The 22,048-nt window shown below is 66.9% G+C and carries 20 protein-coding genes; 18 read left to right on the top strand and 2 right to left on the bottom strand.

From position 1 onward, the window contains the following. Window positions 1–10 precede the first annotated feature (10 nt). The 6 genes from U5S82_14980 (at window position 11) to U5S82_14955 (ending at window position 4,916) form a co-directional block, all read left to right on the top strand. Window positions 11–406, top strand: coding sequence for a cytochrome c (locus U5S82_14980; protein MDZ7752919.1), 396 nt, complete (start codon window positions 11–13; stop codon window positions 404–406). Between the two features lie 3 nt (window positions 407–409). Next, a complete protein-coding gene (locus tag U5S82_14975; GenBank protein MDZ7752918.1) occupies window positions 410–1,114 on the top strand; it encodes a TVP38/TMEM64 family protein in 705 nt (234 codons plus the stop codon). Between the two features lie 257 nt (window positions 1,115–1,371). Beyond that, window positions 1,372–1,503, top strand: a complete 132-nt coding sequence (locus U5S82_14970) for a hypothetical protein (protein ID MDZ7752917.1) — start codon at window positions 1,372–1,374, stop codon at window positions 1,501–1,503. 69 nt (window positions 1,504–1,572) lie between these two features. Continuing rightward, a complete protein-coding gene (locus U5S82_14965; GenBank protein ID MDZ7752916.1) occupies window positions 1,573–3,996 on the top strand; it encodes a heavy metal translocating P-type ATPase in 2,424 nt (807 codons plus the stop codon). 49 nt (window positions 3,997–4,045) lie between these two features. Beyond that, window positions 4,046–4,390: a hypothetical protein gene (locus U5S82_14960; protein MDZ7752915.1), complete on the top strand. Its 345-nt coding sequence runs from the start codon at window positions 4,046–4,048 to the stop codon at window positions 4,388–4,390. A 34-nt stretch (window positions 4,391–4,424) separates the two neighbouring features. Further along, entirely contained in the window at window positions 4,425–4,916 is a 492-nt protein-coding gene (locus U5S82_14955) for a hypothetical protein (protein ID MDZ7752914.1), read from the top strand. An 88-nt stretch (window positions 4,917–5,004) separates the two neighbouring features. Here the strand turns inward: U5S82_14955 and U5S82_14950 are convergent, their stop codons facing one another. Further along, window positions 5,005–6,423: an ATP-binding protein gene (locus U5S82_14950; GenBank protein ID MDZ7752913.1), complete on the bottom strand. Its 1,419-nt coding sequence runs from the start codon at window positions 6,421–6,423 to the stop codon at window positions 5,005–5,007. A 12-nt stretch (window positions 6,424–6,435) separates the two neighbouring features. Then, window positions 6,436–7,161 carry a response regulator gene (locus tag U5S82_14945; GenBank protein ID MDZ7752912.1) on the bottom strand — a complete coding sequence of 242 codons (726 nt, stop codon included), beginning with the start codon at window positions 7,159–7,161 and terminating at the stop codon, window positions 6,436–6,438. A gap of 217 nt (window positions 7,162–7,378) precedes the next feature. On the opposite strand from U5S82_14945, the gene U5S82_14940 reads away from it, so the two are divergent. The 12 genes from U5S82_14940 to U5S82_14885 all read left to right on the top strand — a co-directional run bounded on the left by U5S82_14940 (window position 7,379) and on the right by U5S82_14885 (window position 22,042). After that, window positions 7,379–7,876, top strand: coding sequence for a Spy/CpxP family protein refolding chaperone (locus tag U5S82_14940; GenBank protein MDZ7752911.1), 498 nt, complete (start codon window positions 7,379–7,381; stop codon window positions 7,874–7,876). 184 nt (window positions 7,877–8,060) lie between these two features. Next, the gene (locus tag U5S82_14935; protein MDZ7752910.1) at window positions 8,061–8,567 is read left to right on the top strand and encodes a hypothetical protein; all 507 of its coding nucleotides are present in this window, start codon (window positions 8,061–8,063) and stop codon (window positions 8,565–8,567) included. A 63-nt stretch (window positions 8,568–8,630) separates the two neighbouring features. Next, window positions 8,631–8,861 carry an SHOCT domain-containing protein gene (locus tag U5S82_14930; protein MDZ7752909.1) on the top strand — a complete coding sequence of 77 codons (231 nt, stop codon included), beginning with the start codon at window positions 8,631–8,633 and terminating at the stop codon, window positions 8,859–8,861. Between the two features lie 137 nt (window positions 8,862–8,998). Beyond that, window positions 8,999–10,852: a copper resistance system multicopper oxidase gene (locus tag U5S82_14925; protein MDZ7752908.1), complete on the top strand. Its 1,854-nt coding sequence runs from the start codon at window positions 8,999–9,001 to the stop codon at window positions 10,850–10,852. A gap of 11 nt (window positions 10,853–10,863) precedes the next feature. Further along, entirely contained in the window at window positions 10,864–11,562 is a 699-nt protein-coding gene (locus U5S82_14920; protein ID MDZ7752907.1) for a copper resistance protein B, read from the top strand. Window positions 11,563–11,573: 11 nt separating this feature from the next. Continuing rightward, window positions 11,574–12,017, top strand: coding sequence for a cytochrome c (locus tag U5S82_14915; GenBank protein ID MDZ7752906.1), 444 nt, complete (start codon window positions 11,574–11,576; stop codon window positions 12,015–12,017). A 461-nt stretch (window positions 12,018–12,478) separates the two neighbouring features. Beyond that, window positions 12,479–13,444, top strand: a complete 966-nt coding sequence (locus U5S82_14910) for a chromate resistance protein (protein MDZ7752905.1) — start codon at window positions 12,479–12,481, stop codon at window positions 13,442–13,444. Between the two features lie 43 nt (window positions 13,445–13,487). Next, a complete protein-coding gene (gene chrA / locus U5S82_14905) occupies window positions 13,488–14,861 on the top strand; it encodes a chromate efflux transporter (GenBank protein MDZ7752904.1) in 1,374 nt (457 codons plus the stop codon). A 227-nt stretch (window positions 14,862–15,088) separates the two neighbouring features. Beyond that, the gene (locus U5S82_14900; GenBank protein ID MDZ7752903.1) at window positions 15,089–15,481 is read left to right on the top strand and encodes a hypothetical protein; all 393 of its coding nucleotides are present in this window, start codon (window positions 15,089–15,091) and stop codon (window positions 15,479–15,481) included. 188 nt (window positions 15,482–15,669) lie between these two features. Then, complete coding sequence (locus U5S82_14895; GenBank protein MDZ7752902.1) at window positions 15,670–16,938, top strand: TolC family protein; 1,269 nt, start codon at window positions 15,670–15,672, stop codon at window positions 16,936–16,938. Next, complete coding sequence (locus tag U5S82_14890; protein ID MDZ7752901.1) at window positions 16,935–18,827, top strand: efflux RND transporter periplasmic adaptor subunit; 1,893 nt, start codon at window positions 16,935–16,937, stop codon at window positions 18,825–18,827. Before U5S82_14895 ends, U5S82_14890 begins: the two co-directional genes overlap by 4 nt. After that, window positions 18,821–22,042 carry a CusA/CzcA family heavy metal efflux RND transporter gene (locus U5S82_14885; GenBank protein MDZ7752900.1) on the top strand — a complete coding sequence of 1,074 codons (3,222 nt, stop codon included), beginning with the start codon at window positions 18,821–18,823 and terminating at the stop codon, window positions 22,040–22,042. The genes U5S82_14890 and U5S82_14885 overlap by 7 nt, the downstream gene beginning before the upstream one ends. Window positions 22,043–22,048 lie beyond the last annotated feature (6 nt).

Here is a 22,048-nt window from a genome sequence, read left to right as displayed (position 1 = left end):
GGCGCGCATCATGAAATTCTCCAGGGCCGCCGCGACCATGCTCCTCGCCGCTGTTCTCGCCGGTTGCGGCGAGAACGACCCAGAGGCGGGGCGCCAGCGCTTCCACCTCCCGCCGGAGGACTTCAAGGCGGACGCCGAGACAGGCCGCCGCCTGTTCCAGGCCCACTGCGTCGAGTGCCACGGCCACCGTGCCCAAGGCACAGACCGCGGGCCGCCGCTGGTGGACCCGATCTACCGCCGCAGCCACCACGCCGACCTGACGATTCACTTTGCCGTCCGCGACGGCGTTCGGGAGCACCACTGGAACTTTGGGGACATGCCACCTCAGCCCCAGATCAGCCCCGAGGAGGCAGGCCACATCATCGCATACATCCGGGGCCTTCAGCGCCAGGCCGGGATCCGCTGACCCATGGACCCGCCCCCGCACGCCAAGGGCAGACGCCGCGCGGTCTTCCTGATCCCCCTGATGGTGCTGCTCACCCTCGGAGCCGGATACGTGCTGCTGGACTGGGCCGGCGCCCTGGCGCTGCTGCGCGACCCCGAGGCCCTGCAGGACGCCATCGCCGCCAGCGGCTGGCTGGGGCCCGCAGCCATCGTCGGCCTGATGTGCACGGCCATCGTCTTCAGTCCCCTGCCGAGTGCACCCATCGCCCTGGCGGCCGGCACCGTTTATGGCCATACCTTGGGTACCCTGTACGTCTTGCTGGGTGCCGAACTGGGGGCCATCATCGCCTTCGTCATCGCCCGCACCGCCGGCCGGGCCGCCGTGGAGCGCTGGGTGAGCCCGGCCACGCTACGCCGGCTGCAGGGGTCCCAGGGGATGCTGATGACCATGGTCTTCCTCACCCGCCTGATGCCCTTCATCTCCTTCGACGCGGTGAGCTACGCCGCGGGCGTCACCCCCTTGGCCTTCTGGCGTTTCGCCCTGGCGACCCTGGCGGGGATCCTGCCCGCCAGTTTCCTGCTGGCCCACTTCGGCTCCGAGTTGGCGGCCGGTGGTGATGATAATGTCGTCCTTGCCGTGCAGTTCCTGGGGCTTGGCCTCTTGATCCCCCTGATGGTCGCCCTCGTGAGGAGATTGCGCCGGGGCCCCGCTGACGGCAACCGGGTCTAAATGCCCCGCTGCGCCCCACAGCCATGGCCGCCCTATCCCGTCATGACGCCCGGACTCCCCGCCGGCCTGCCGCAACCGGTTTAACGAAGCGTTCCAATTTTCCAGTGCCCGTTAAACCGATGGGCATCCCCGTACGGGCTTTACTTCGCGCACAGCCTTGCGCGGGACCGGACCTACTGGGCCGCCCGTTAAGCCAAGTCCCTGGCACATTCCATGCTTCGGTTTGGGTACGAAATGCTCTCGAGAGACGATCCGCGATGTCCATAGACCAACCCATGACCATCCATCTGGCCGGCTTCCCATCCGGGTATACCAAGCTCGGGCTGGTCTTCTGGCTGCTGGTACTGGTGGCCGCCGTCGGCTTCCTGGTCTCCATCCTCAGGGATTGAGACGCCCTTTGATCTCTGGCCGGGGATCGCGGGAAACCCCGGTGCGCCCAAATTCACTACAGGTGCGACATGGCGATTGACCCCGTATGCGGCATGACGGTCGACGAGGCATCTGAGGGCCTCACGGCGGAGCACCAGGGCAAGGCGTACTGGTTCTGCTCCGCGCATTGCCGTGAGAAGTTCACGGCGGACCCTGAGGCCTACACAGGCGCGGGCCCGACGGCACCGCGGGACCACGTGCGGCCGACGGACGGCGCAGCAGCGGAGAACACCGAGCACATCTGCCCAATGCACCCGGATGTGCGCCAGCAGGGACCGGGCTCGTGTCCGGAGTGCGGTATGGCCCTGGAGCCGGTGGAGGTGTCGGCGTCGGCCACCCGCACCGAGTACGTCTGCCCCATGCACCCCGAGGTGGTCAGCGACCACCCGGGCAGCTGTCCCAAGTGCGGCATGGCCCTTGAGCCCCGCGAGGCCACCATCGAGGAGGACAACCCGGAACTCAGGGACATGAGCCGGCGTTTCTGGGTAAGCGCCGTTCTCGCCCTGCCGGTATTCGTGCTCGCCATGGTGGCGGACCTGGCGCCCCGATGGCTGCCGGCGGGGCTGTCCATGGCGGCCGTGCAGTGGGTCGAGCTGGTGCTGGCCACACCCGTCGTGCTGTGGGGCGGTTGGTCGTTTTTCGTACGCGGCTGGCAGTCAGTGGTCACCTGGAACCTCAACATGTTCACCCTCATCGCCCTGGGTGTAGGGGTGGCCTGGACCTACAGCGTGGTGGCCCTGCTGGCACCGGAGCTGTTTCCTCCGTCCATGCGCCACGCCGGCGGCACCGTGCCGGTCTACTTCGAGGCCGCGGCGGTGATCACGACCCTGGTGCTGCTCGGCCAGGTGCTGGAGTTGCGAGCCCGCTCCCGCACCAATGCAGCCATCCGCATGCTCCTGGGGCTGGCCCCCAAGACCGCTCGCGTGGTACGCCCGGACGGCAGCGAGGAGGACATCCCCCTCGAGGATGTCGCAGCTGGCGACCGGCTGCGGGTGCGGCCGGGCGAGAAGGTGCCCGTGGACGGCATGGTCGAGGAAGGGTCTAGCACGGTGGATGAGTCCATGGTCACCGGCGAGCCCGTCCCCGTGGCCAAGGGTGCCGGCGACCGGCTCATCGGCGCCACCGTCAACGGCACCGGGGGACTGGTGATGCGGGCCGAGAAGGTGGGCCGCGACACCCTGCTGGCACGCATCGTCCAGATGGTGGCAGAGGCCCAGCGCTCCCGCGCCCCCATCCAGAAGCTGGCCGACACGGTAGCCGCCTGGTTCGTGCCTGCGGTCGTGATCATCGCCGTCGCCACCTTCATCGTGTGGGGCCTCTGGGGTCCCGAGCCGCGGCTGGCCCATGCCGTGGTCAATGCGGTGGCGGTATTGATCATCGCCTGCCCCTGCGCCCTGGGACTGGCGACCCCCATGTCCATCATGGTGGGCACGGGACGGGGCGCCACCATGGGTGTGCTGATCAGGAATGCCGAGGCGCTGGAGGTGATGGTCAAGGTGGACACCCTGGTGGTGGACAAGACCGGCACCCTGACCGAGGGCAGGCCCCGGCTGACGGCGGTGGAAGCGGCGAACGGCTTCGACACAGACACCGTACTGCGCCTCGGCGCCAGCCTGGAGCGCGCCAGTGAGCACCCCCTGGCGGCGGCGGTGGTGCGGGACGCGGAGGAACGGGGTGTGAGGCTCGCCGCCGCCGCGGACTTCGTCTCCCATACGGGTCGAGGCGTCACGGGCACCGTGGACGGCAGGACGGTGGCCCTCGGCAACCGCCGGCTGCTGGAGGATCTCGAGATCGATGCCGGCGGGCTCCACGCCCGTGCGGACACCCTGCGCAGCGAGGGCCAGACGGTGATGTACGCCGCCATCGACGGCCGAGCCGCCGGCCTGCTGGGCGTTTCGGACCCGGTGAAGGGCTCGACGGCCGAGGCACTGGAAGTGCTCCACCGTGAGGGCGTGGAGGTGGTCATGCTCACCGGCGACAGTGCAACGACCGCCCAGGCGGTGGCCCGGGGGCTCGGCATCGACCGGGTCCATGCCGAAGTCCTGCCCGAACAGAAGAACGAGATCGTGAGGGTACTGCAGGCCGAGGGCCGCACCGTGGCCATGGCCGGCGACGGCATCAACGATGCCCCGGCCCTGGCCCAGGCTCACGTCGGCATCGCCATGGGCACCGGCACTGATGTGGCCATGGAGAGCGCCGGCGTCACCCTGGTCAAGGGCGACCTGCGCGGCATCGCCCGGGCCCGGCGGCTGTCCCGCGCCACCATGCGCAACATCCGTCAGAACCTGTTCTTCGCCTTCATCTACAACTCCCTGGGTGTGCCCATCGCCGCCGGCGTGCTCTATCCCTTCTTCGGCCTGCTGCTCTCCCCCATCATCGCCGCCGCCGCCATGAGCTTCAGTTCGGTATCGGTGATCGGCAACGCGCTGCGGCTGCGGGGTGCGCGGTTATGACCACCGGCGGTTGCGGCAACCCGAGAAACAAGCATCCAGGAGGGCCATTATGATTCACCGAACCCTGTTCCTTGCAGCGCCCATGGCAACCCTGCTCACCCTGATGGCCGGAGTCGGAGCAGCACCACGGGTCCTGGCCTCGCCCGTGTGTCCTGATGACCCGATCGCTGATCTCCAACACCATTGGCACAGCCTGATTGCCGAACCCGACTCGATAGAACGCAACCGGCTGATTCGGGAGCACCAGGAACGCGTCGCAGCGGCGCGGCAGGCATTGAAGACGCCCGCCCAGGACGCGGCCGGGCGATGTCAGAACTGGCTCCCGGCCAGCCGCGTTCACCTGCGCAATATGGTCGAGATGCACCAGTCGATGCTGGACATGCTCGAAGAGTAGGCGCCATCCAGCGCCAGGCAAAAACGGGAGGACCATGGAGATGACATTCAAAAGGTGGTCAACGTTCGCACGAGTGGCCTCGCTCATGCTCTTCGTTTCGGCGCAGGCTGCACAGAGCACCGGAGAGAACCAATATTTCTGGCAGCAGGAAACGGAGCACTACCGCGTCTACCTGGGGATCGTCCCCGTCGAACTGGTCAAGCACCAGCCCCAGCTCCTGGACGAGGAAAAGCAGCTCCACGATCTCCGGCCGGCAGCCGAATCGGAGCTTTCGCACGTTTTCGCCTGGATCTACCGCAAGCCGGGAAACGAGCCGGTGCGGGACGCCACCGTGTTCGGCGAGGTCAGTTACATGGGCGTGGTCGAGGCACGCAAGCCGATGGAGAAGATGAGGCTTTCCACCGGCATCGCCTATGGCAACTTCTTCAAGGTGCACCGGCAGGACGAGCATACGGTGGCGGTACAAATCCACGATCACAATCGTGAAGGCTACGAAACCGCTGTCTTCACGCACGTCGGCCGCTGATGGTCCGCGTCGGCCGCGGGACTGGGGAGCGGTGGTGAGGTGTGACCACGCAGACGGCTCTGAACCCAGGCCGCGATGCACGCCATGCTCAACGCGGCAGCGTAAGCTCGGCCTCCAGCCCGCCTCCCTGGCGGTTACGCAGGATCAGGTCGCCGCCGTGGGCGCGGGCGATGTTGCGGGAGATGCCGAGGCCGAGGCCCGTGCCGCCGGTGTGGCGGGCGCGGGAACCGTCGATACGGTAGAAGGGCTCGAAGGCCTGCTCCAACAGCGCCTCGGGGATCCCCGGGCCGCCATCGGCCACCACCACCCGCACCGCTCCTGGTGTTTCGCCGGCCGTGATCTCGGCGCCGCCGCCATAGCGCACGGCGTTATCCACCAGGTTCACCAGGCAGCGCTTCAGCGCCATGGGCCGGGCCGCCACGGGTGCATTTACGGTGCCCCCGAGGCTCACCCGCCCGCCGGCCTCGCGGGCGTCCTCGGCCACGGTCTCCAGCAGGGCCATGAGGTCTACCCGGCGGGAGTCCTCGCGGGCCTCGGCCCCGCGCATGAAATCCAGGGTGGCGGCAACCATGGTCTCCATGTCGTTCAGATCCGCCAGCACCTTGTCCCGCAGGGCCTCGTCGTCCAGCAGCTCGGCGCGCAGGCGCAACCGCGTCAGGGGTGTCTTGAGGTCATGGGACACGGCGGCGAGGATACGCGCGCGGTCCTCGACGAAGCTGCGGATGCGGCGCTGCATGGTGTTGAAGGCCCGCGCCGTCTCGGCCACCTCCAGGGGCCCTGCCTCCGCCAGGGGTGGACGGTTGATGTCGCGCCCGAGGGCCTCCGCCGCACCGCGCAGGCGGTGCAGCGGGCGCACCACCCAGCGCACGGCCAGCAGGGACAGCAGCACCACGCTGGCCAGCAGGATCGTCAGGGTGAGAAGCAGGCGGGTGGGCCGGTCGAAGAGGCTCTCGGGGAGGCGGCGTTCGAAGCGCACCCAGGTGCCATCGGCAAGACGTACCTGGATGAGGTAGCCCCGGGCCAGGGCAGGCACCCCCTGGAGGTAGGCCCAGGAACCGGCCATGCCCCCCATCTGCTCCATGTGACGCCGGTGCATATCCGCCATGCCCGCTGGCGGCCCAGGCGGTGTCGCCAGCCCGCCCCGCAGCGACACCCGTACCTCGCTGCCCGGCGGCAGGCGTTCGCGCAGGGCGGCCGCCAAACGGCCGGCGTCATCGACAGCCGGCTCTTCGCCGCTGTCCCTGGCCAGCGCATCCGCCGCCAGGGCGACCCGCGTCTCCGGCGTGTTGAGCAACGGTACCAGGCTCCGACGCTCGGCCGCCGGGAGCGCATCCAGCAGCCGCACGATGCCGGCGGTGCGCTCCACCAGATCGCCCCGGACCGTCTCGTACATGATCTGGCCGCGGTCCCGCAGCATGATCCACGCGGACAGCAGTTGGGCCGTTACCAGTACGGCCAGCAGCACCAGACCGAGGCGGCTGGACAAGGAACGGGGTACGAGGTGCATCGTCAATCGCCCTCAGACCCGCGCCTCGACCTGCGCCGCCAGCATGTAGCCTTGGCCCCGCACGGTCTTGATCAGCGACGGCTCCCGCGCATCGTCACCCAGGCGCCGCCGCAGCCGGCCGATGAGCACATCGATGCTGCGATCGAAGGGCATCGCCTCGCGCCCTTGAGTGAGGTCCAGCAGCTGGTCGCGGCTCAACGCCCGGTTGGGATGGGTCACCAGCACGTGCAGCAGGCGGTACTCGGCATGGCTCAGGGCCACCACCACGCCATCGGGGGAGCGCAGATCCCTGGTGCGGGTGTCAAGGGTCCAGCCGGCGAAGACCAGGGTGGCCGAACCCTCGGCCAGTGGATCCACGGGCACGTCCCGCACCCGCCGCAGCACCACCTTGATTCGCGCCAGCAGCTCGCGGGCACTGAAGGGCTTGGGCAGGTAGTCGTCGGCGCCCATCTCCAGCCCCAGGATGCGGTCCATCTCGTCACCACGGGCAGTGAGCATGATCACGGGGATGCGGGAGTGGACACGCAGCGTACGGCACAGCTCGAGGCCGTCGGTGCCGGGCAGCATCAGGTCCAGGACGATGAGGTCCACGCGCGAACGTTCGAGGACCCGCCACATCGCGGGCCCATCCGCTGCCGTGGTAACCCGCAAACCGTTCTTCTCCAGGTAGGTGGAGAGCAGCTGGCGGATCTCGGGGTCGTCATCCACCACCAGGATGTGATCGGGAGCAGTACTCATGGCGCTTACTCTACGCGGCCTCCGGCACGCGCGGGAAGAAAGGGGGTAACAGGATGTAACCCCGCCCCGGAGTGTTACACGGGCTTACAAAAAACCCACGGACTGACACATGCCGCTTACCGGCGGGGCGTCTAATGACACTCGAGCCCAGGGCCTCCACAACAGCCAGGGGCTCCACAACAGAGTAAACCAGGCAACACTTGAAAAGGAGACAATCATGAAACAGACGACCAAGGGTATGCTCGCCATCGCAGTGGCCTCCGCACTGGCCATCGGTGCCACCAGCGGCGTCTTCGCCGGTGCCGGCTTCGGCCCGGGTTATGGCTTCGGCGGCCACCACGGCATGATGGGTGGCGCCGGTACCATGCACGGTGGCTACGGCGGGACCGGCTGGATGCACCGCAGCGGTCCGCTGGCCTTCGATACAGCCAGGCTCGGGCAAATCAAGGCCGATCTCGCGATCACCGCCGATCAGGAGCCCGCCTGGAATGCCTACGTCGATGCCGTCGCCAACGGCCGCGACCTGATGGCCGCCCATCACCAGACGCGCTATGACGGCACCGCCGGAGCGGATCCGCGAGCCACCTTCCACGAGGAAGGCCTGGAGCAGATGCGCAAGCTGGACACGGCGACCCGTGACCTCTATGCCGTGCTCACGCCCGCCCAGCAGACGCGTGCCGGCACGCTCACGGTGGCCGCGTGCCCGCAGTGGTAAGCCGCAACGAGGCGGCGTTTCCCTGCGGGAACCTCCGCCTCAACGGCCGACTGATGGCATGGCACATGCGATTTAATCCCCAGGATTGCGTTGCGGCGCGGGCGGTTACCGTGGACGCATCTCAGATCACGGGGCGACCCCGGGGCACAAGCGTTAATTCCCCACATCAAACAGGAGAAGACTCATGAGACTCATTCCCTTACTCGGCGCCGCGGCGCTCCTCTTCACCACCCAGCTGGCCTTCGCCCAACCGGGCCCCGGCCAGGGTCAGGGCTACGGTGGACCCATGATGGGTCAAGGCATGGGGCCCATGATGGGGCCCGGCGGCGAGCACCATCGCGGCATGATGCGCGGCTATCCCGGCTCCATACAGGGCCCGGAGAACGCGCCGCCCATGTGGCAGCAGCGGCGCGGCCAGTCACCGGACTGGCAACAGCGGCACCAGGACATGGAGCGGTGGCGTGAGGAGATGATGCAGCGCCGCGGCGGGCCATCCGCCTGGCAGGACCAGCGCGGTCAGATGCCGTACCAGGGCAATATGGGACGCTCTCCCGCGTGGCAGGACCGCCGCGGCGGCATGGGTGGCATGCAAGGCCCCGGCGGCATGGGCGGCCCGCCCATGGGTCAACAGCAGCGTGGGCCCATGGGGGACGGCCAGGGAGGCATGATGGGTCCCGGCTACGCGCAGTAGTCTGGCGTTTCGGCGGGATGGCAGCGCCGTCCCGTCCCTCCACCATTCAATCGGAGACATTACATGTACGACGGACATTTTATCGGCGGTGGTTTCATGTGGATCCTGTGGTTGGTAATCATCGGCCTGGTGGTGTGGGCTGTTGCGGCCTTGGCGGGAGGCACCGGCCGTGCCCGCAGCATTGAAGCGCCGCCGCCCGCCAAAAGCGCCCTGGAGATCCTTGAGGAACGCTACGCCCGCGGCGATATCGACCGCGAGGAGTTCGAGCAGAAGAAGGCCGATCTGCGACGGTAGACTGTCATGCCGCAGGGGACGCCGGTTCCACCCGGCCTCACCGCTGGCCTGCCAGAGGTCGGCTAGTCGTCACTCCCACGTCCCGCGCCGCCCGTCGTGGTCGCGGGGAACCGTCCGGAACACCAGAGGAAATCACCATGTCCCGTATATCCCTGCCCCATCCCGGGGCCTTCTCGCCCTCCCGGCGCCGCTTCGTCACCGGACTCGCCGCCGGCGGCGCCCTGCTCGGCCTCGGCATCAACCCGGCCACCGGCCGTGCCGCCGCCACCCCGCCCGGCCGCCAGCAGGTGCTCTCGGGCACCCGTTTCGACCTCACCTACAGCCCCACCCCCATCAACCTCACGGGCGCTGAGCGCCAGGCCACCGCCATCAACGGCACGGTGCCCGCCCCCGTGCTGCGCTGGCGCGAGGGCGACACGGTGACGCTGAAAGTCACCAACCACCTCGCCGAGGACGCCTCCATCCACTGGCATGGCCTCATCCTGCCAAGTTCCCAGGACGGAGTGCCCCACATCAGCGACGGTTTCGAGGGCATTCCCCCGGGGGAGTCCTTCACCTACCAATTCCCGGTGAAGCAATCGGGCACCTACTGGTATCACAGCCACTCCGGCTTCCACGAGCAGACCGGGTCCTACGGCGCCATCATCATCGACCCCGCGGGCCCCGAACCCTTCGCCTGCGACCGCGATTACGCCCTGGTGCTGTCCGACTGGAGCGACGAGGATCCCAACCACATCTATGCCACCCTCAAGAAGCTCTCCCACTACTACAACTTCCGCGAGCGCACCATCTTCGATGCCCTGGCGGAGATCCGTGAGAAGGGCTGGGCCGGCTACCGCGCCGAGCGCGACATGTGGGACACCATGCGCATGTCCGACCGCGACATCTCCGATGTCACCGGCTACACCTATACCTTCCTCATGAACGGCGTCACCCCCGCCGAGGGCTGGAAGGGGCTGTTCCGCCGGGGCGAGCGGGTGCGCCTGCGCATCATCAATGCCGCCGCCATGACCTTCTTCGACCTGCGGATCCCGGGGCTCGAGATGACCGTCGTGGCCGCCGATGGCCAGAACATCGAGCCCGTGACGGTGGACGAACTGCGCCTCGGCGTGGCCGAGACCTATGACGTCATCGTCAGACCGCAGGACGACCGGCCCTATACCGTCTTCGCCCAGGCCATCGACCGCTCGGGCTATGCCCGCGGCACCCTGACGCCGGACCTGGCCCTGGCGGGCGAGGTGCCGGAGATGGACCCGGCACCCATCCTCACCCATGGCGACATGGGCATGGACATGGCGGCCATGGGCCATGCCGGGCACGACATGGGTGCCAATGACTCCGCCGACGGCGGGATGCCGGCCATGGACCACTCGGGCCATGACATGGGTGGCATGGACCACTCGGGCCATGACATGGGCGGCATGGAAGCCAGGCCCGCCATCGGCTCGGGCACGGCCGGCTATGGCAGTAGCCGCCCCGTGGTCCACGCCGATACCGAGTACGGTCCCCACATCGACATGCGCGCCGACGCCCCCCAATACCGGCTGGACGACCCCGGCGTGGGCCTGCGGGACAACGGCCGCCGCGTGCTCACCTACGCCGACCTGTTCAATATCGGCGCCACCCCCGATCCCCGGGAGCCGGGGCGGGAGATCGACCTTCACCTCACGGGCAACATGAGCCGCTACATGTGGTCCATGGACGGCATCAAGTTCGCCGATGCCGAACCCCTGGGACTCAAATTCGGCGAGCGGGTGCGCATCAACCTCATCAACGACACCATGATGAACCATCCCATCCACCTCCACGGCATGTGGAGCGACCTGGAGACGGGGGACCCCGGGCGCATCCCCCGCAAGCACACCGTCATCGTTCAGCCCGGCGCGCGCATCAGCTACCTCGTCACCGCCGACGCCATGGGCGGCTGGGCCTATCACTGCCACCTGCTCTACCACATGCCGGGGATGTTCCGGAAAGTGGTGGTGAGCTGAGGAGAATGAATATGAAAAGAACCCTGATTGCCCTTGGCACCCTCGTCCTGGCCACCAACGTCCCCGCCGCCGGCGGCGACGACCCCGTGCTGGCCAAGGTGATGATCGACCGCTTCGAAAGACAACACACCGGCGGCGACGACCCCCTGATGCTCGAGGCCGATGTGTGGATCGGTCGCGACCTCCACAAGCTGTGGTTCAAGACCGAGGTGGAACGGGTGGGCGGCGAGACCGAGGAGGCCGAGATCCAGGCCCTCTACAGCCGCGCCATCGCCCCCTACTGGGACCTCCAGGTGGGCTGGCGCCACGACGCCATGCCCAAGCCCGAGCGGGACTGGCTGGCCATAGGCTTCAACGGCCTGGCCCCCTACTGGTTCGAGGTCGACGCCGCCGCCTTCGTGGGCGGCAACGGCCAGGTGGCGGCCCGCTTCACCGGCGAATACGAGTGGCTGTTCACCCAGAAGCTGGTGCTGTCGCCGGAGTTGGAGGTGAACCTCCACGGCAAGGACGACCGCGCCACGGGCGTCGGCTCAGGTCTTTCCGATCTGGAACTCGGCCTGCGCCTACGCTACGAGATCGTGCGGGAATTCGCCCCCTACATCGGCATCAACTGGACCAAGAAGTTCGGCGACACCGCCGACTTCGCCCGCGACCACGGCGAGGACACCAGCGACGCCCAGGTGGTGGTGGGCTTCCGGGCCTGGTTCTGAGGAGGCATGCCATGAGACACGCAACACCTTTGGCAGTGGCGGCGGCCCTGACCATCGCCGGCGCCGTGCCGGCCCCGGCGGCCGAGCGCTGGTATACCCCGCAGCAGGTGGCCCGCGGCGGCCCTCTCTATCAGCAACACTGCGCCTCCTGCCACCGGCCGGATGCCTCGGGCACCCCGGACTGGCGCAAGCCGGGCCCGGACGGCAAGTACCCGCCACCGCCCCTGGACGGCAGCGCCCACACCTGGCACCACCCCCTGTTCATCCTCCAGCGCACAATCAAGCAGGGGGGCGAGCGCCTGGGGGGCGTCATGCCGGGCTTTGCCGACCGACTCTCGGATCGCGACGTCGACGCCATCCTGGCCTGGGTCCAGTCCCGCTGGAGCGATGAGATCTACGAGCGCTGGGTGGAGATCAGCCGCCGCTCCAGCAAGTCCATCACCCCCACAAACTGATCCAAATGTCCCACGCTTGAAACCCCCATCGACTCCAGCCGGGACCACCCCTGTGGCAACGGCGCCGTAACGACATGTCCAGGGGCGGCTACCGGGACAGCCCACCCATGTGGCAGCAAAACCGCGGTCAATCCTATCAAGGGTCGCCATGGCACGATCAGCACGGCTGGACTCCCAGGGGTGATGGGCGGAAGTAGACCAAGGTCGGGGCCGACACGCTGGCCGTATCTTCCTTGTCTCGCCGCCTTCACTCTCGGCACTCGGGCTCGCCGTTGTAACGGTCGCGCTCCTGACCATCTGTGCGCAGGCGGCCTCCAACAGGGAGACCAGCCAGGGATGGGCCTGGTCGTAGATGGTAGATGGAGTAACCGCCGATGAAACCCGTGACCCATTCACCCGGTGAAAACGGTCGCGCTGAAGCGTTTGTAATGGCTGTTTCCATATAGTAACGTCCGTTTCAAATGCATGACGACCGCCCTACCCGATGGCTGGTCTTCACGACCAGTCTGCTCCGGCGCACCCAGAGCACACCCCGGGTGCGTCTCTGGCGGTCGCTGAAGGAGCTGGGTGCGACCTCCCTACGCGACGGGGTCACGCTATTACCCGCGACGGCGGCCAACCGCACGAAGCTGGAAGCGATTGGCGAACAGGTCGAAGGAGATGGTGGGACAACATGGCTGTTCGAGTTGCCCGTGCAGCGGGCAGGGCTCGAGGAGCGGATACGGTCCTCCTTCAACCGTAGGGAGGGCTATCTGGAGCTTCAGGCGCACATGGCGGCCCTCGGTTCGGAGCTGCCCCGACTGGACGAGGCCGCGGCGCGGCGGCGGCTGCGCCGGATGGAACAGGAACTCAAGTCCATCGTGCTCACCGATTTTTTCCCCGACGAGACCAGCGCGCGGACAACGCAGGCGTTGGCGGAGCTGACTGACCGCATCAACAGCCGCTTTTCACCCCGGGAACCGAGCACGGCCGAGGGGGATGTGGGGCGAGTGGACCGACAACGATATCGAGGTCTCCTATGGGCGACTCGCCGCCATCTTTGGGTCGATCGTGTGGCGAGCGCCTGGTTGATCCGCCGCTTTATCGATAGCGAGGCCCGTTTCCTGTGGCTGGGTCGGCCCGAGGATTGTCCCGGCGAAGCCGTGGGGTTTGATTTCGACGGCGCGGCCTTTACCCACATCGGTCCCCGGGTGACCTTCGAGGTGTTGCTGTCGAGCTTCGAGCTGGATACGGATCCCGGACTGACCCAACTCGGGCGCCTGGTCCACTACCTCGATGTGGGTGGCGAAGCCGTGGCGGAGGCCGCGGGATTCGAGGCCATACTGGCCGGACTGCGTGAAAGTGCAGCGGACGATGACATCCTGCTGGACGCCACGACGCCGGTCCTCGACGCCCTGCATCGCCGTTTCTCGGGGCCAGAGCCCTGAGGGCCCGGCTCCACCTGATGCGATCCTGACCGAGAAACATCCCATGTCAGCCAATCCTGAACCACTGGAGGCGGAGCGCCCCTCGCCCACCCCCGTCTCCTGGCGCGAGGCATTTCTATACTGGCTGAAGCTCGGCTTCATCAGCTTCGGCGGACCGGCGGGTCAGATCTCCATGATGCATACCGAACTCGTGGAACGCCGCCGTTGGATCAGCGAACACCGCTTCCTCCACGCCCTCAATTACACTATGGTGCTACCCGGTCCCGAGGCCCAGCAATTAGCCACCTATATCGGCTGGCTGATGCACGGCACCCTCGGCGGGGTCATGGCTGGTGTGCTGTTCGTGCTGCCATCCCTGGCGATACTGATGGTGCTGACCTGGATCTACTTGGCCTACGGCGATTTGCCCGTGGTGGCCGGCGTACTGTACGGCATCAAACCGGCGGTGACGGCCATCGTCGTATTCGCCGCCTACCGGATCGGCTCGCGGGCACTGCACAACGGGGTGTTATGGTCCATGGCCGCCATGGCCTTCGTGGCCATCTTCGCCCTGCATGTCCCCTTCCCCTATATCGTCCTGGGTGCCGGCCTGATGGGTTACATCGGCGGCCGCGTCGCACCCGCAAAGTTCGAAGTGGGCGGTAGTCATGGCGCGTCAGGCAGAACCTTCGGGCCGGCGCTCATCGACGACCACACGCCGGCGCCACCCTGGGGCCGATTCACCTGGCGGGCCGCCATCATCCACGGGGCCACCGGGGTGGCCATCTGGACGCTGCTGGAGGGCTACCTCTATCTGAGCTATGGCTGGCAGGGTCCCCTGACCCAGATGGGCTGGTTCTTCACCAAGGCGGCATTCGTGACCTTCGGCGGTGCCTATGCGGTACTGCCCTACGTCTATCAGGGTGGTGTCGACCACTACGGTTGGCTCACCGGCGTCCAGATGATTGATGGCCTGGCGCTCGGAGAGACGACACCGGGACCCCTCATCATGGTGGTGGCCTTCGTCGGTTTTGTGGGAGCCTGGACCAAAGAGATCTTCGGCCCGGACAGTCTGGCTCTGGCCGGTATCGTCGGCGCCATCGTGGCCACCGTATTCACCTTTCTGCCCTCGTTCCTGTTCATCCTCATCGGCGCTCCCGCCGTGGAGGCGACCCGGCACGATGTCAAGTTCACGGCACCGCTGACCGGTATAACCGCCGCAGTGGTCGGCGTGGTGCTCAACCTCGCGGTGTTCTTCGCCTGGCATGTGCTGTGGCCGGACGCCACCGGGACGGCACCCTTCAGTGGGCGCTTCGAGTGGTTCTCGTTGTTGATAACCATCGGCGCTTTCATCGCATTATGGCGATACAAGGCAAGCATCATCTCCGTAATCGCCACCTGCGCCGCCGTTGGTCTGGTCTATTCCCTCCTCTTCTGAGGGTCTCCATAGCCGCATCCGGCCTTGACCCCTACAGCACATTCTGTGGTCTGGGGAAGGTTCGCGGGCCAGCGAGTCTTGATCTTCTTGACCCGAGCGCATTCCGGTGGGGATGACCCATCGGTCTTGGAACCCAACTGCCTCCTTGTAAGCTTTGCCGGATAAAGGCTATCTTTAACCTTATGCATCGCCCTCCTTCTACACGGTGGCTGACCACAGCACTCCTGATGGTGTTGGCCCTGGCCACACCCTTTCAGCAGATCTTCGCCTGTACCCTCATGGATGGCGAATATCGGGCCTGTTGCTGTGACGAAGATAACGCCATGGATGACGGCTGTCCCCTGGGCGGCGGGTGTCCGGGTGACACAGCGGGGTTGGTGCCGACCATGGACTGTTGTGAGATATCGCACCAGGCCGTGCCTGGCATGGAAGCATTATCGACGGACCCGGCGAGCCAACTTTTGCTGTTGCTGGACGCACCCCAGCCGCCACCCGTGGCGGTCATGCCCGCCGGGGCCGAACCCCAGCCGTTTGGTCGTTCCCCCTTTGAACCACCTTACCTACCCGCCCGCGTCTCGGGCACCGACACCTACTTCCTGACCCACCGCCTGCGCGTTTGATCCCACCTTCCCGCGCCGGCCGTTAGCACGGCCACGCGCGCCCGTTACACGTACTGGAATCCCCGAGGTGCGTTACAAGCACCCATCCAACGCCGGGGATCGCCTTACGCGCAACCCCTGGAACGGAAGGTGTTCTAATGACTTTTTTACCCAACCCCAGCGGGCAATGGTGCCTAATGGGAATGCTCATGGTATCGCTGAGCGCCGTCGGCGGCCCCACACCAGCCGCCGCGGATGAGGATCCACTCAACGGGCTCACCCGCCTGACGGCGCCGTCCCTGGTGGATGCGGTGATGGCCCGCAACCCCAGCATCAAGGCCCTGGAGGCAGCCGCCGAGGCGGCGGAGTTTCGTATCGCCCCCGCCGGCGCCCTTGACGATCCTCACCTGAGCTACGCGGCGGCACCCGAGACCGCGGGCGGTCCCCGGGGGCTGCAGCACCGCCTCGAGTTCAGCCAGCCACTCCCCTGGCCGGGCAAGCTCGCGCTGCGCGAAGAGGCCGCACGCCAACGGGCCGCGGCCGCGGCCGAGGACAGCGATGAGCTGCGCCTGCGCGTCGCCGCGGCGGCGAAGTCCCTGGCTGCCGAATGGACCTACGTGCACCGGGCACTGGAGATCAACGATGCCCATCAGGCATTGCTCAAGGACCTACGTCGTGTCGCCGAAACCCGCTATGCGACGGGACGCGCCGGGCAGCAGGATGCCCTGCAGGCCGAAGTGGCCCGTTCCCGTCTGGCTGCGGAGGCGATCACACTCGAACGCCGCCGGCGCGAGGCCAAGGCGCGCATCAACGCGCTGTTGAATCATCCGGCTCAAGCCTATGTGCCACCGCCGGCGGCCTTGCCCGAGCCAACACCCATGCCCCCCCTGGCCCGGTTGCAACGACGTGCCGCCCACGAGCATCCCGCCCTCACCCGGGTGCGCGCCCAGATCGCCGAGGCCCGAGCCCAAAAGGATCTGGCTGACAAGGACGCTTACCCGGATTTTCGCGTGATGGCCGGCTACAACGACCTCTGGGACGACCCGGACAAGCGCTGGACCGTGGGGGTGGGCATCAATCTGCCGTTAGACCATGGCAACAAGCGTTCCGCCTCCCGCGATGCCGCGCGCGCCGAGCTGATGCGCCGGCGTTGGCAACTGATCGAGCAGGAGGCCCAGTTGCTCGCCGACCTCGAGACCGCGCGGGCGGCGGTGGAAGAGACCGGCGCCCTCATCGAGATCTACCGCAGCCGTTTGCTGCCGCTGGCCAAGGACAACCTGGCTGCCGCCCGCACAGATTATCGCGCCGGAGGGGGCTCGTTCGTCACAGTCATCGACGCCGAGCGCGAACAACTGCGCACCGAAGATGGCCTGGCACGCGCCCGCGCCGACTATCTGCGGCACCTCGCCGAACTCGAGCGCTGGCTGGGCATGCCCCTCGACACCGCCAGCCCCATGAGCACGGAGACCTCACCATGATGCGCTTTCTCACCTTGGGTCTGGCAGGGGCCGCGCTGCTGAGCGCGGGGATCTTCATCGGCCTGCAGTACCCGTCCGGAGACGCGGGACCGGGCACGGCGGCCACGGCGATCGGGTTGCAGCCGCAGTACCGCTCGGGTCCCTTCCATGTCGGGGTCGAAGTCGTACCCACTAGCCCCGATGTCGGCGAGAACCGTCTGCGCGTCCTACTGCGGACACCGCTGGGTGAACCGGCACGTGGTGCCACCATCCGCGCGGTCGCTGAAATGCCCGCCATGGGCACCATGCCCGCCATGCGGGCACCGGCGGAGATGACTGAAGTCGAGCCCGGCCTCTACGAGGGCACCTTCGACCTTTCCATGGAGGGTAGCTGGCCCCTGACGTTGGCAATCAACGACGCCGAGATGGGGGAGACGCGCATTACCCTGGACATGGCCACGGGTCGTCCCGGCCTCGAACTTTCCTCGGGGGCCACGCCCCTGCAATCGAGTGCCGGTTCCGGGGTCGTGGCGAGCACCGATGAGACATTGCCCTATCGCAGCGGGCCGTACCGGCTCGACGTTCAAGTCCAGCCCCCAACCCCCCGGATGGGTGGGAACACCCTCACCATCCGCCTGCATAACGAGAACGGCGAAGCCATTCCCGGCGCGTCCATCCGCGCCGTGGCCGAGATGCCTGCCATGGGCACCATGCCCGCCATGCGGGCACCGGCGGAGATGACCGAAGTTGAATCCGGCCTCTACGAGGGCGAGTTCAATTTGTCGATGGAAGGCAGTTGGCCCCTGAGTCTGGCGATCCAGGCCCCGGGGCTGGATGAACGCCGCGTGAGTTTCGATCTGGCTACGGGCCGCGAGGGACTGCAGCTGGCATCCGGCGGGAGCCGCGCCGGCGCGGACACCATGGAAGAGGCCCCTCCCGGCACCGTGACCCTGGACCCGGCCCGCCGCCAGCTCATCGGGGTGAAGACCGCCGAGGCGCAGGCGAGGGACCTGACCCGCACCATCCGCGCCGTGGGCCGGGTGACCTACGATGAGACGCGCCTGGCCGACGTCGCCCTCAAGGTCGATGTCTGGATCGGCGAGCTGTACGTGGATTACGTCGGCGCTCCGGTCGAGAAAGGCCAGAAGCTGTTCACCGTCTACGGGCCGGAATTGCTGGCCGCACAACAGGAGTACCTGGAGCTCGGGGACCGGAGGTCGCCCAGGCAGGCCACCAACCCTCTGCTGGCGGCGGCACGCAAACGACTCGCCCTCTGGGACATGAGCCCCGGCGAGATCGAGGCCCTGCGGCGGCGGGGAGCACCGGTTGACTACGTCGCCATGTATGCCCCCATGGGCGGTACGGTGGTAAGCAAAAACATCGTCGAAGGCACGGCTAAAAAGGCGGGCGTGACCCTCATGCGCATCGCCGATCTGTCACGGGTCTGGGTCGAGGCGGATGTATACGAGTCCGAGCTGTCGCTGGTGCAGCCGGGCATGCCGGTCACGGTATCCCTGCCCTACCTGCCGGGGCGTACCTTCGCAGGCATGGTGGATTACCTCTATCCGTATCTGGACGGCCAGAGCCGCACCGGGCGGATCCGCGTCGTGCTCGATAACCCCGACGGGATGCTCAAACCGCAGATGTACGCACAAGTGCGGCTCGAGGCAAGGCTCGGCCCGCGGCTCACCGTGCCCGAAGAGGCCGTCATCATCGCCGGCGAGACGCGCGTGGTGTTCGAGGATCTCGGAGGCGGGCGGCTCGCCCCGCGCATCGTGGAGACCGGCCAGCGCGCCGAGGGGCGCATCGAGATCCTGAGCGGCCTCGAGGCCGGGGACCGCGTGGTGACCTCCGGCAATTTCCTCATCGCCTCGGAAAGCCGGCTCAAGGCAGGTATCAAACAATGGTAGATCAGGAACACCGACAAAAACCCCATGTCCCGCCCCCGGAGGGCGAATCCATAGGCTGGCTGCAAGGCGTGATCGGTTACTGTGCCCGCAACCCTCTCCTGACCGTGGTGACCGTCGCGGCATTGGCCTTCGGCGGCTATCGGGCCTTGCTCAATGCCCCCCTGGACGCCATCCCCGATCTGTCTGACGTGCAGGTGATCATCTTCACCGAATGGCCGGGACGCAGCCCGGACCTGGTGGAGGACCAGATCACCTATCCCCTCACCACCACGCTGCTGGCCGCGCCCGGCGTGAACTACGTACGGGGCCAGAGCTTCTTCGGGCTTTCCTTCGTCTACGTGATCTTCGACGACGGCGTGGACATGTACTGGGCGCGTTCCCGGGTACTGGAATACCTCAACAGCGCCACCGCCCATCTGCCCGAGGGCGTCAACCCGACCCTCGGGCCCGACGCCACCGGCGTGGGCTGGGTCTACCAATATGCCCTCAAAGATACCACCGGGCAACACAGCCTGGATGAGCTGCGCGCCCTCCAGGACTTCAACCTGCGCTACGCCTTCGAATCCGTGGAGGGCGTTTCCGAGGTCGCCGCCGTGGGTGGTTTCGAACGGGAGTACCAGATCAGCCTGGATCCCAACAAGCTGGCCTCCTTCAACATTTCCCTCGCAAGGGTGAACGAGGCGGTGCGCGACTCCAACAACGACGTGGGCGGGCGCATCCTGGAGGTGGCGGGACACGAACAATTCATTCGTGGCCGGGGCTACGTGCGTTCGGTGGCCGATCTCGAAAAGGTGGTGCTCAAGACGACGCCGGGTGGCGTGCCCGTCACCATCAGCGACGTGGGCACGGTGGCCCTGGGGCCGGCCATGCAGCGCGGTCAGGGTGAGCTCGACGGCCAGGGTGTGACCGTGGGTGGCATCGTGGTGATGCGCTATGGCGAGAACGCCCTGGCGGTGATCGAGCGGGTCAAGCAGCGCCTGGCGGAGATCGAGCCGGGGCTGCCGGAAGGGGTCGAGATCATACCGGTCTACGACCGGTCCACCCTCATCAAGGAGGCCATCGACACCCTGCAGACGACCCTGCTGGAGGAGATGGCCATCGTCTCCCTGGTGATCCTGGTGTTTCTGCTCCACGTCCGCTCGACCCTGGTGGCCATCATCACCCTGCCGGTGGCGGTGCTGCTGGCCTTCATCCCCATGTACTACCAGGGCCTGACCGCCAACATCATGTCCCTGGGCGGCATCGCGGTGGCCATCGGGGCCATGGTGGATGCCGCCATCGTGATCATCGACAACGTCCATAAGCGCCTGCACCACTGGCAGGCGGACAACGCGCCGCCGGAAGAGAAGGCCAAGGCGCGTACCGACGTGATCATCGAGGCCATGCAGCAGGTGGGCCCGAGCATCTTCTTCTCCCTGCTGATCATCACTGTCTCGTTCATGCCGGTGTTCGCCCTGGAAGGCACGGAGGGCCGGTTGTTCAAGCCCCTGGCCTTCACCAAGACCTACTCCATGGGTTTCGCAGCGTTGTTGTCCATCACCCTCGTTCCAGCGCTGGCCGTATGGCTGATCCGCGGCAGGATCCGGGCCGATCGCAGCAGGCTCAATCAATGGCTGGTGGCCGGTTACCGGCCCGTCGTACAGCTCGCGGTCAGACTGCGCTGGGCGGTGGTGGGGCTGGCCGTTGTCACCCTGGCGGTGACCGTTATCCCGTTCCGCTCCCTGGGCAACGAATTCATGCCCCCGCTCAATGAAGGCTCCATCCTCTACATGCCCACGGCGCTGCCGGGCATGTCCATCACCGAGGCCACCCAGACTCTGCAGACCATGGACCGCATCATCGCCGATATCCCCGAAGTGGAGCACGTGTTCGGCAAGATAGGCCGCTCCACCAGCGCCACCGATCCCGCGCCCCTGTCCATGGTGGAAACGGTGATATCCCTCAAACCCAGGGACCAATGGCGCGAGGGGCTCGACTGGGACGGCCTGATCCAGGAGATGGACGGCAAGCTGCGCTTCCCCGGTATGCCCAACATCTTCTGGATGCCCATCCAGACCCGCACCGAGATGCTCGCCACCGGCATCCGCTCCACCCTGGGCATCAAGGTCTTTGGTCCGGACCTGAAGACCATCGAGAACACCGGCGTTGCCATCGAGGAGGCCCTGCAGGCCGATCCGCGCACGGCGCCCTATACCCGTAGCGCCTTCGCCGAACGGACCACCGGCGGCTACTTTCTCGATTTCACCGTCGACCGTGGCGCGGCCGCACGGTTCGGTCTCAACGTGGGTGACGTGGAACGGGTGATCCTCGCCGCCATGGGAGGCACGGTGGTGTCCCAGACCGTGGAAGGCCGGCAGCGATTCAATATCCTGGTGCGCTACGCGCGCGACTACCGCGACAACGTGGAGGCGCTAAAACGTGTGCTGGTACCCACACCCACCGGTGCCCAGATCCCCATCACCCAGGTGGCCGACATGGCGTTTCGTACCGGACCGCCCAGCATCCGCAGCGAGGACGGTCAGCTCGCGGGCTTCGTGTTCGTCGATGCCAAGTCCGACATCGGCATCGCCGACTACGTGGCCCTGGCCAAACAGGTGGTCGCCGACCGGGTGGACATCCCGGCCGGCTACCGCCTGGCCTGGGCCGGCCAGTTCCAGTACTTCGAACGGGCCAAGGCCAAACTGAAGGTCCTGGTGCCCCTGGCGGTGTTCCTGATCTTCTTCATGCTCTTCATGCACCGCGGTTCCCTCATGGAGACCCTGGTGGTCATGGTCAGCGTACCGTTCTCCCTGGTGGGTGCCGTGTGGCTGCTGTGGTGGCTGGACTATAACCTGAGTGTCGCGGTGTGGGTGGGCATGATCGCCGTGGCCGGCCTGGCCGTCGAGTTGGGGCTGCTGATGATGGTGTACCTGGACATCGCCTATCGCGACCGCCTGGCGGGACAAAACCTCCGTACTCGCACGGACCTGAACGAGTTGATCCAGGATGGCGCCGGACAACGCATCCGCCCCATGCTCATGACCGGCCTGGCCCTGTTCATGGGCCTGGTGCCCATCCTATGGAGCAGTGGCAGCGGCGCGGACGTGATGAAGCGCATCGCCGCGCCCATGGTGGGCGGTGTCCTCTCCGCGCTGATCATGGTTTTGATCGTGTTTCCCGCAATATTCGCCGTGTGGCGCGCTGGCGGATTGCCGAAGGATGAGCCCGGCGCCTGAGACGCC

Source organism: Gammaproteobacteria bacterium, from assembly GCA_034522055.1.
Taxonomy (GTDB): Bacteria; Pseudomonadota; Gammaproteobacteria; order JAABTG01; family JAABTG01; genus JAABTG01.
The sequence above is the reverse complement of the archived record's forward strand: the minus strand, read 5'-3'. Positions and strand labels throughout refer to the sequence as shown.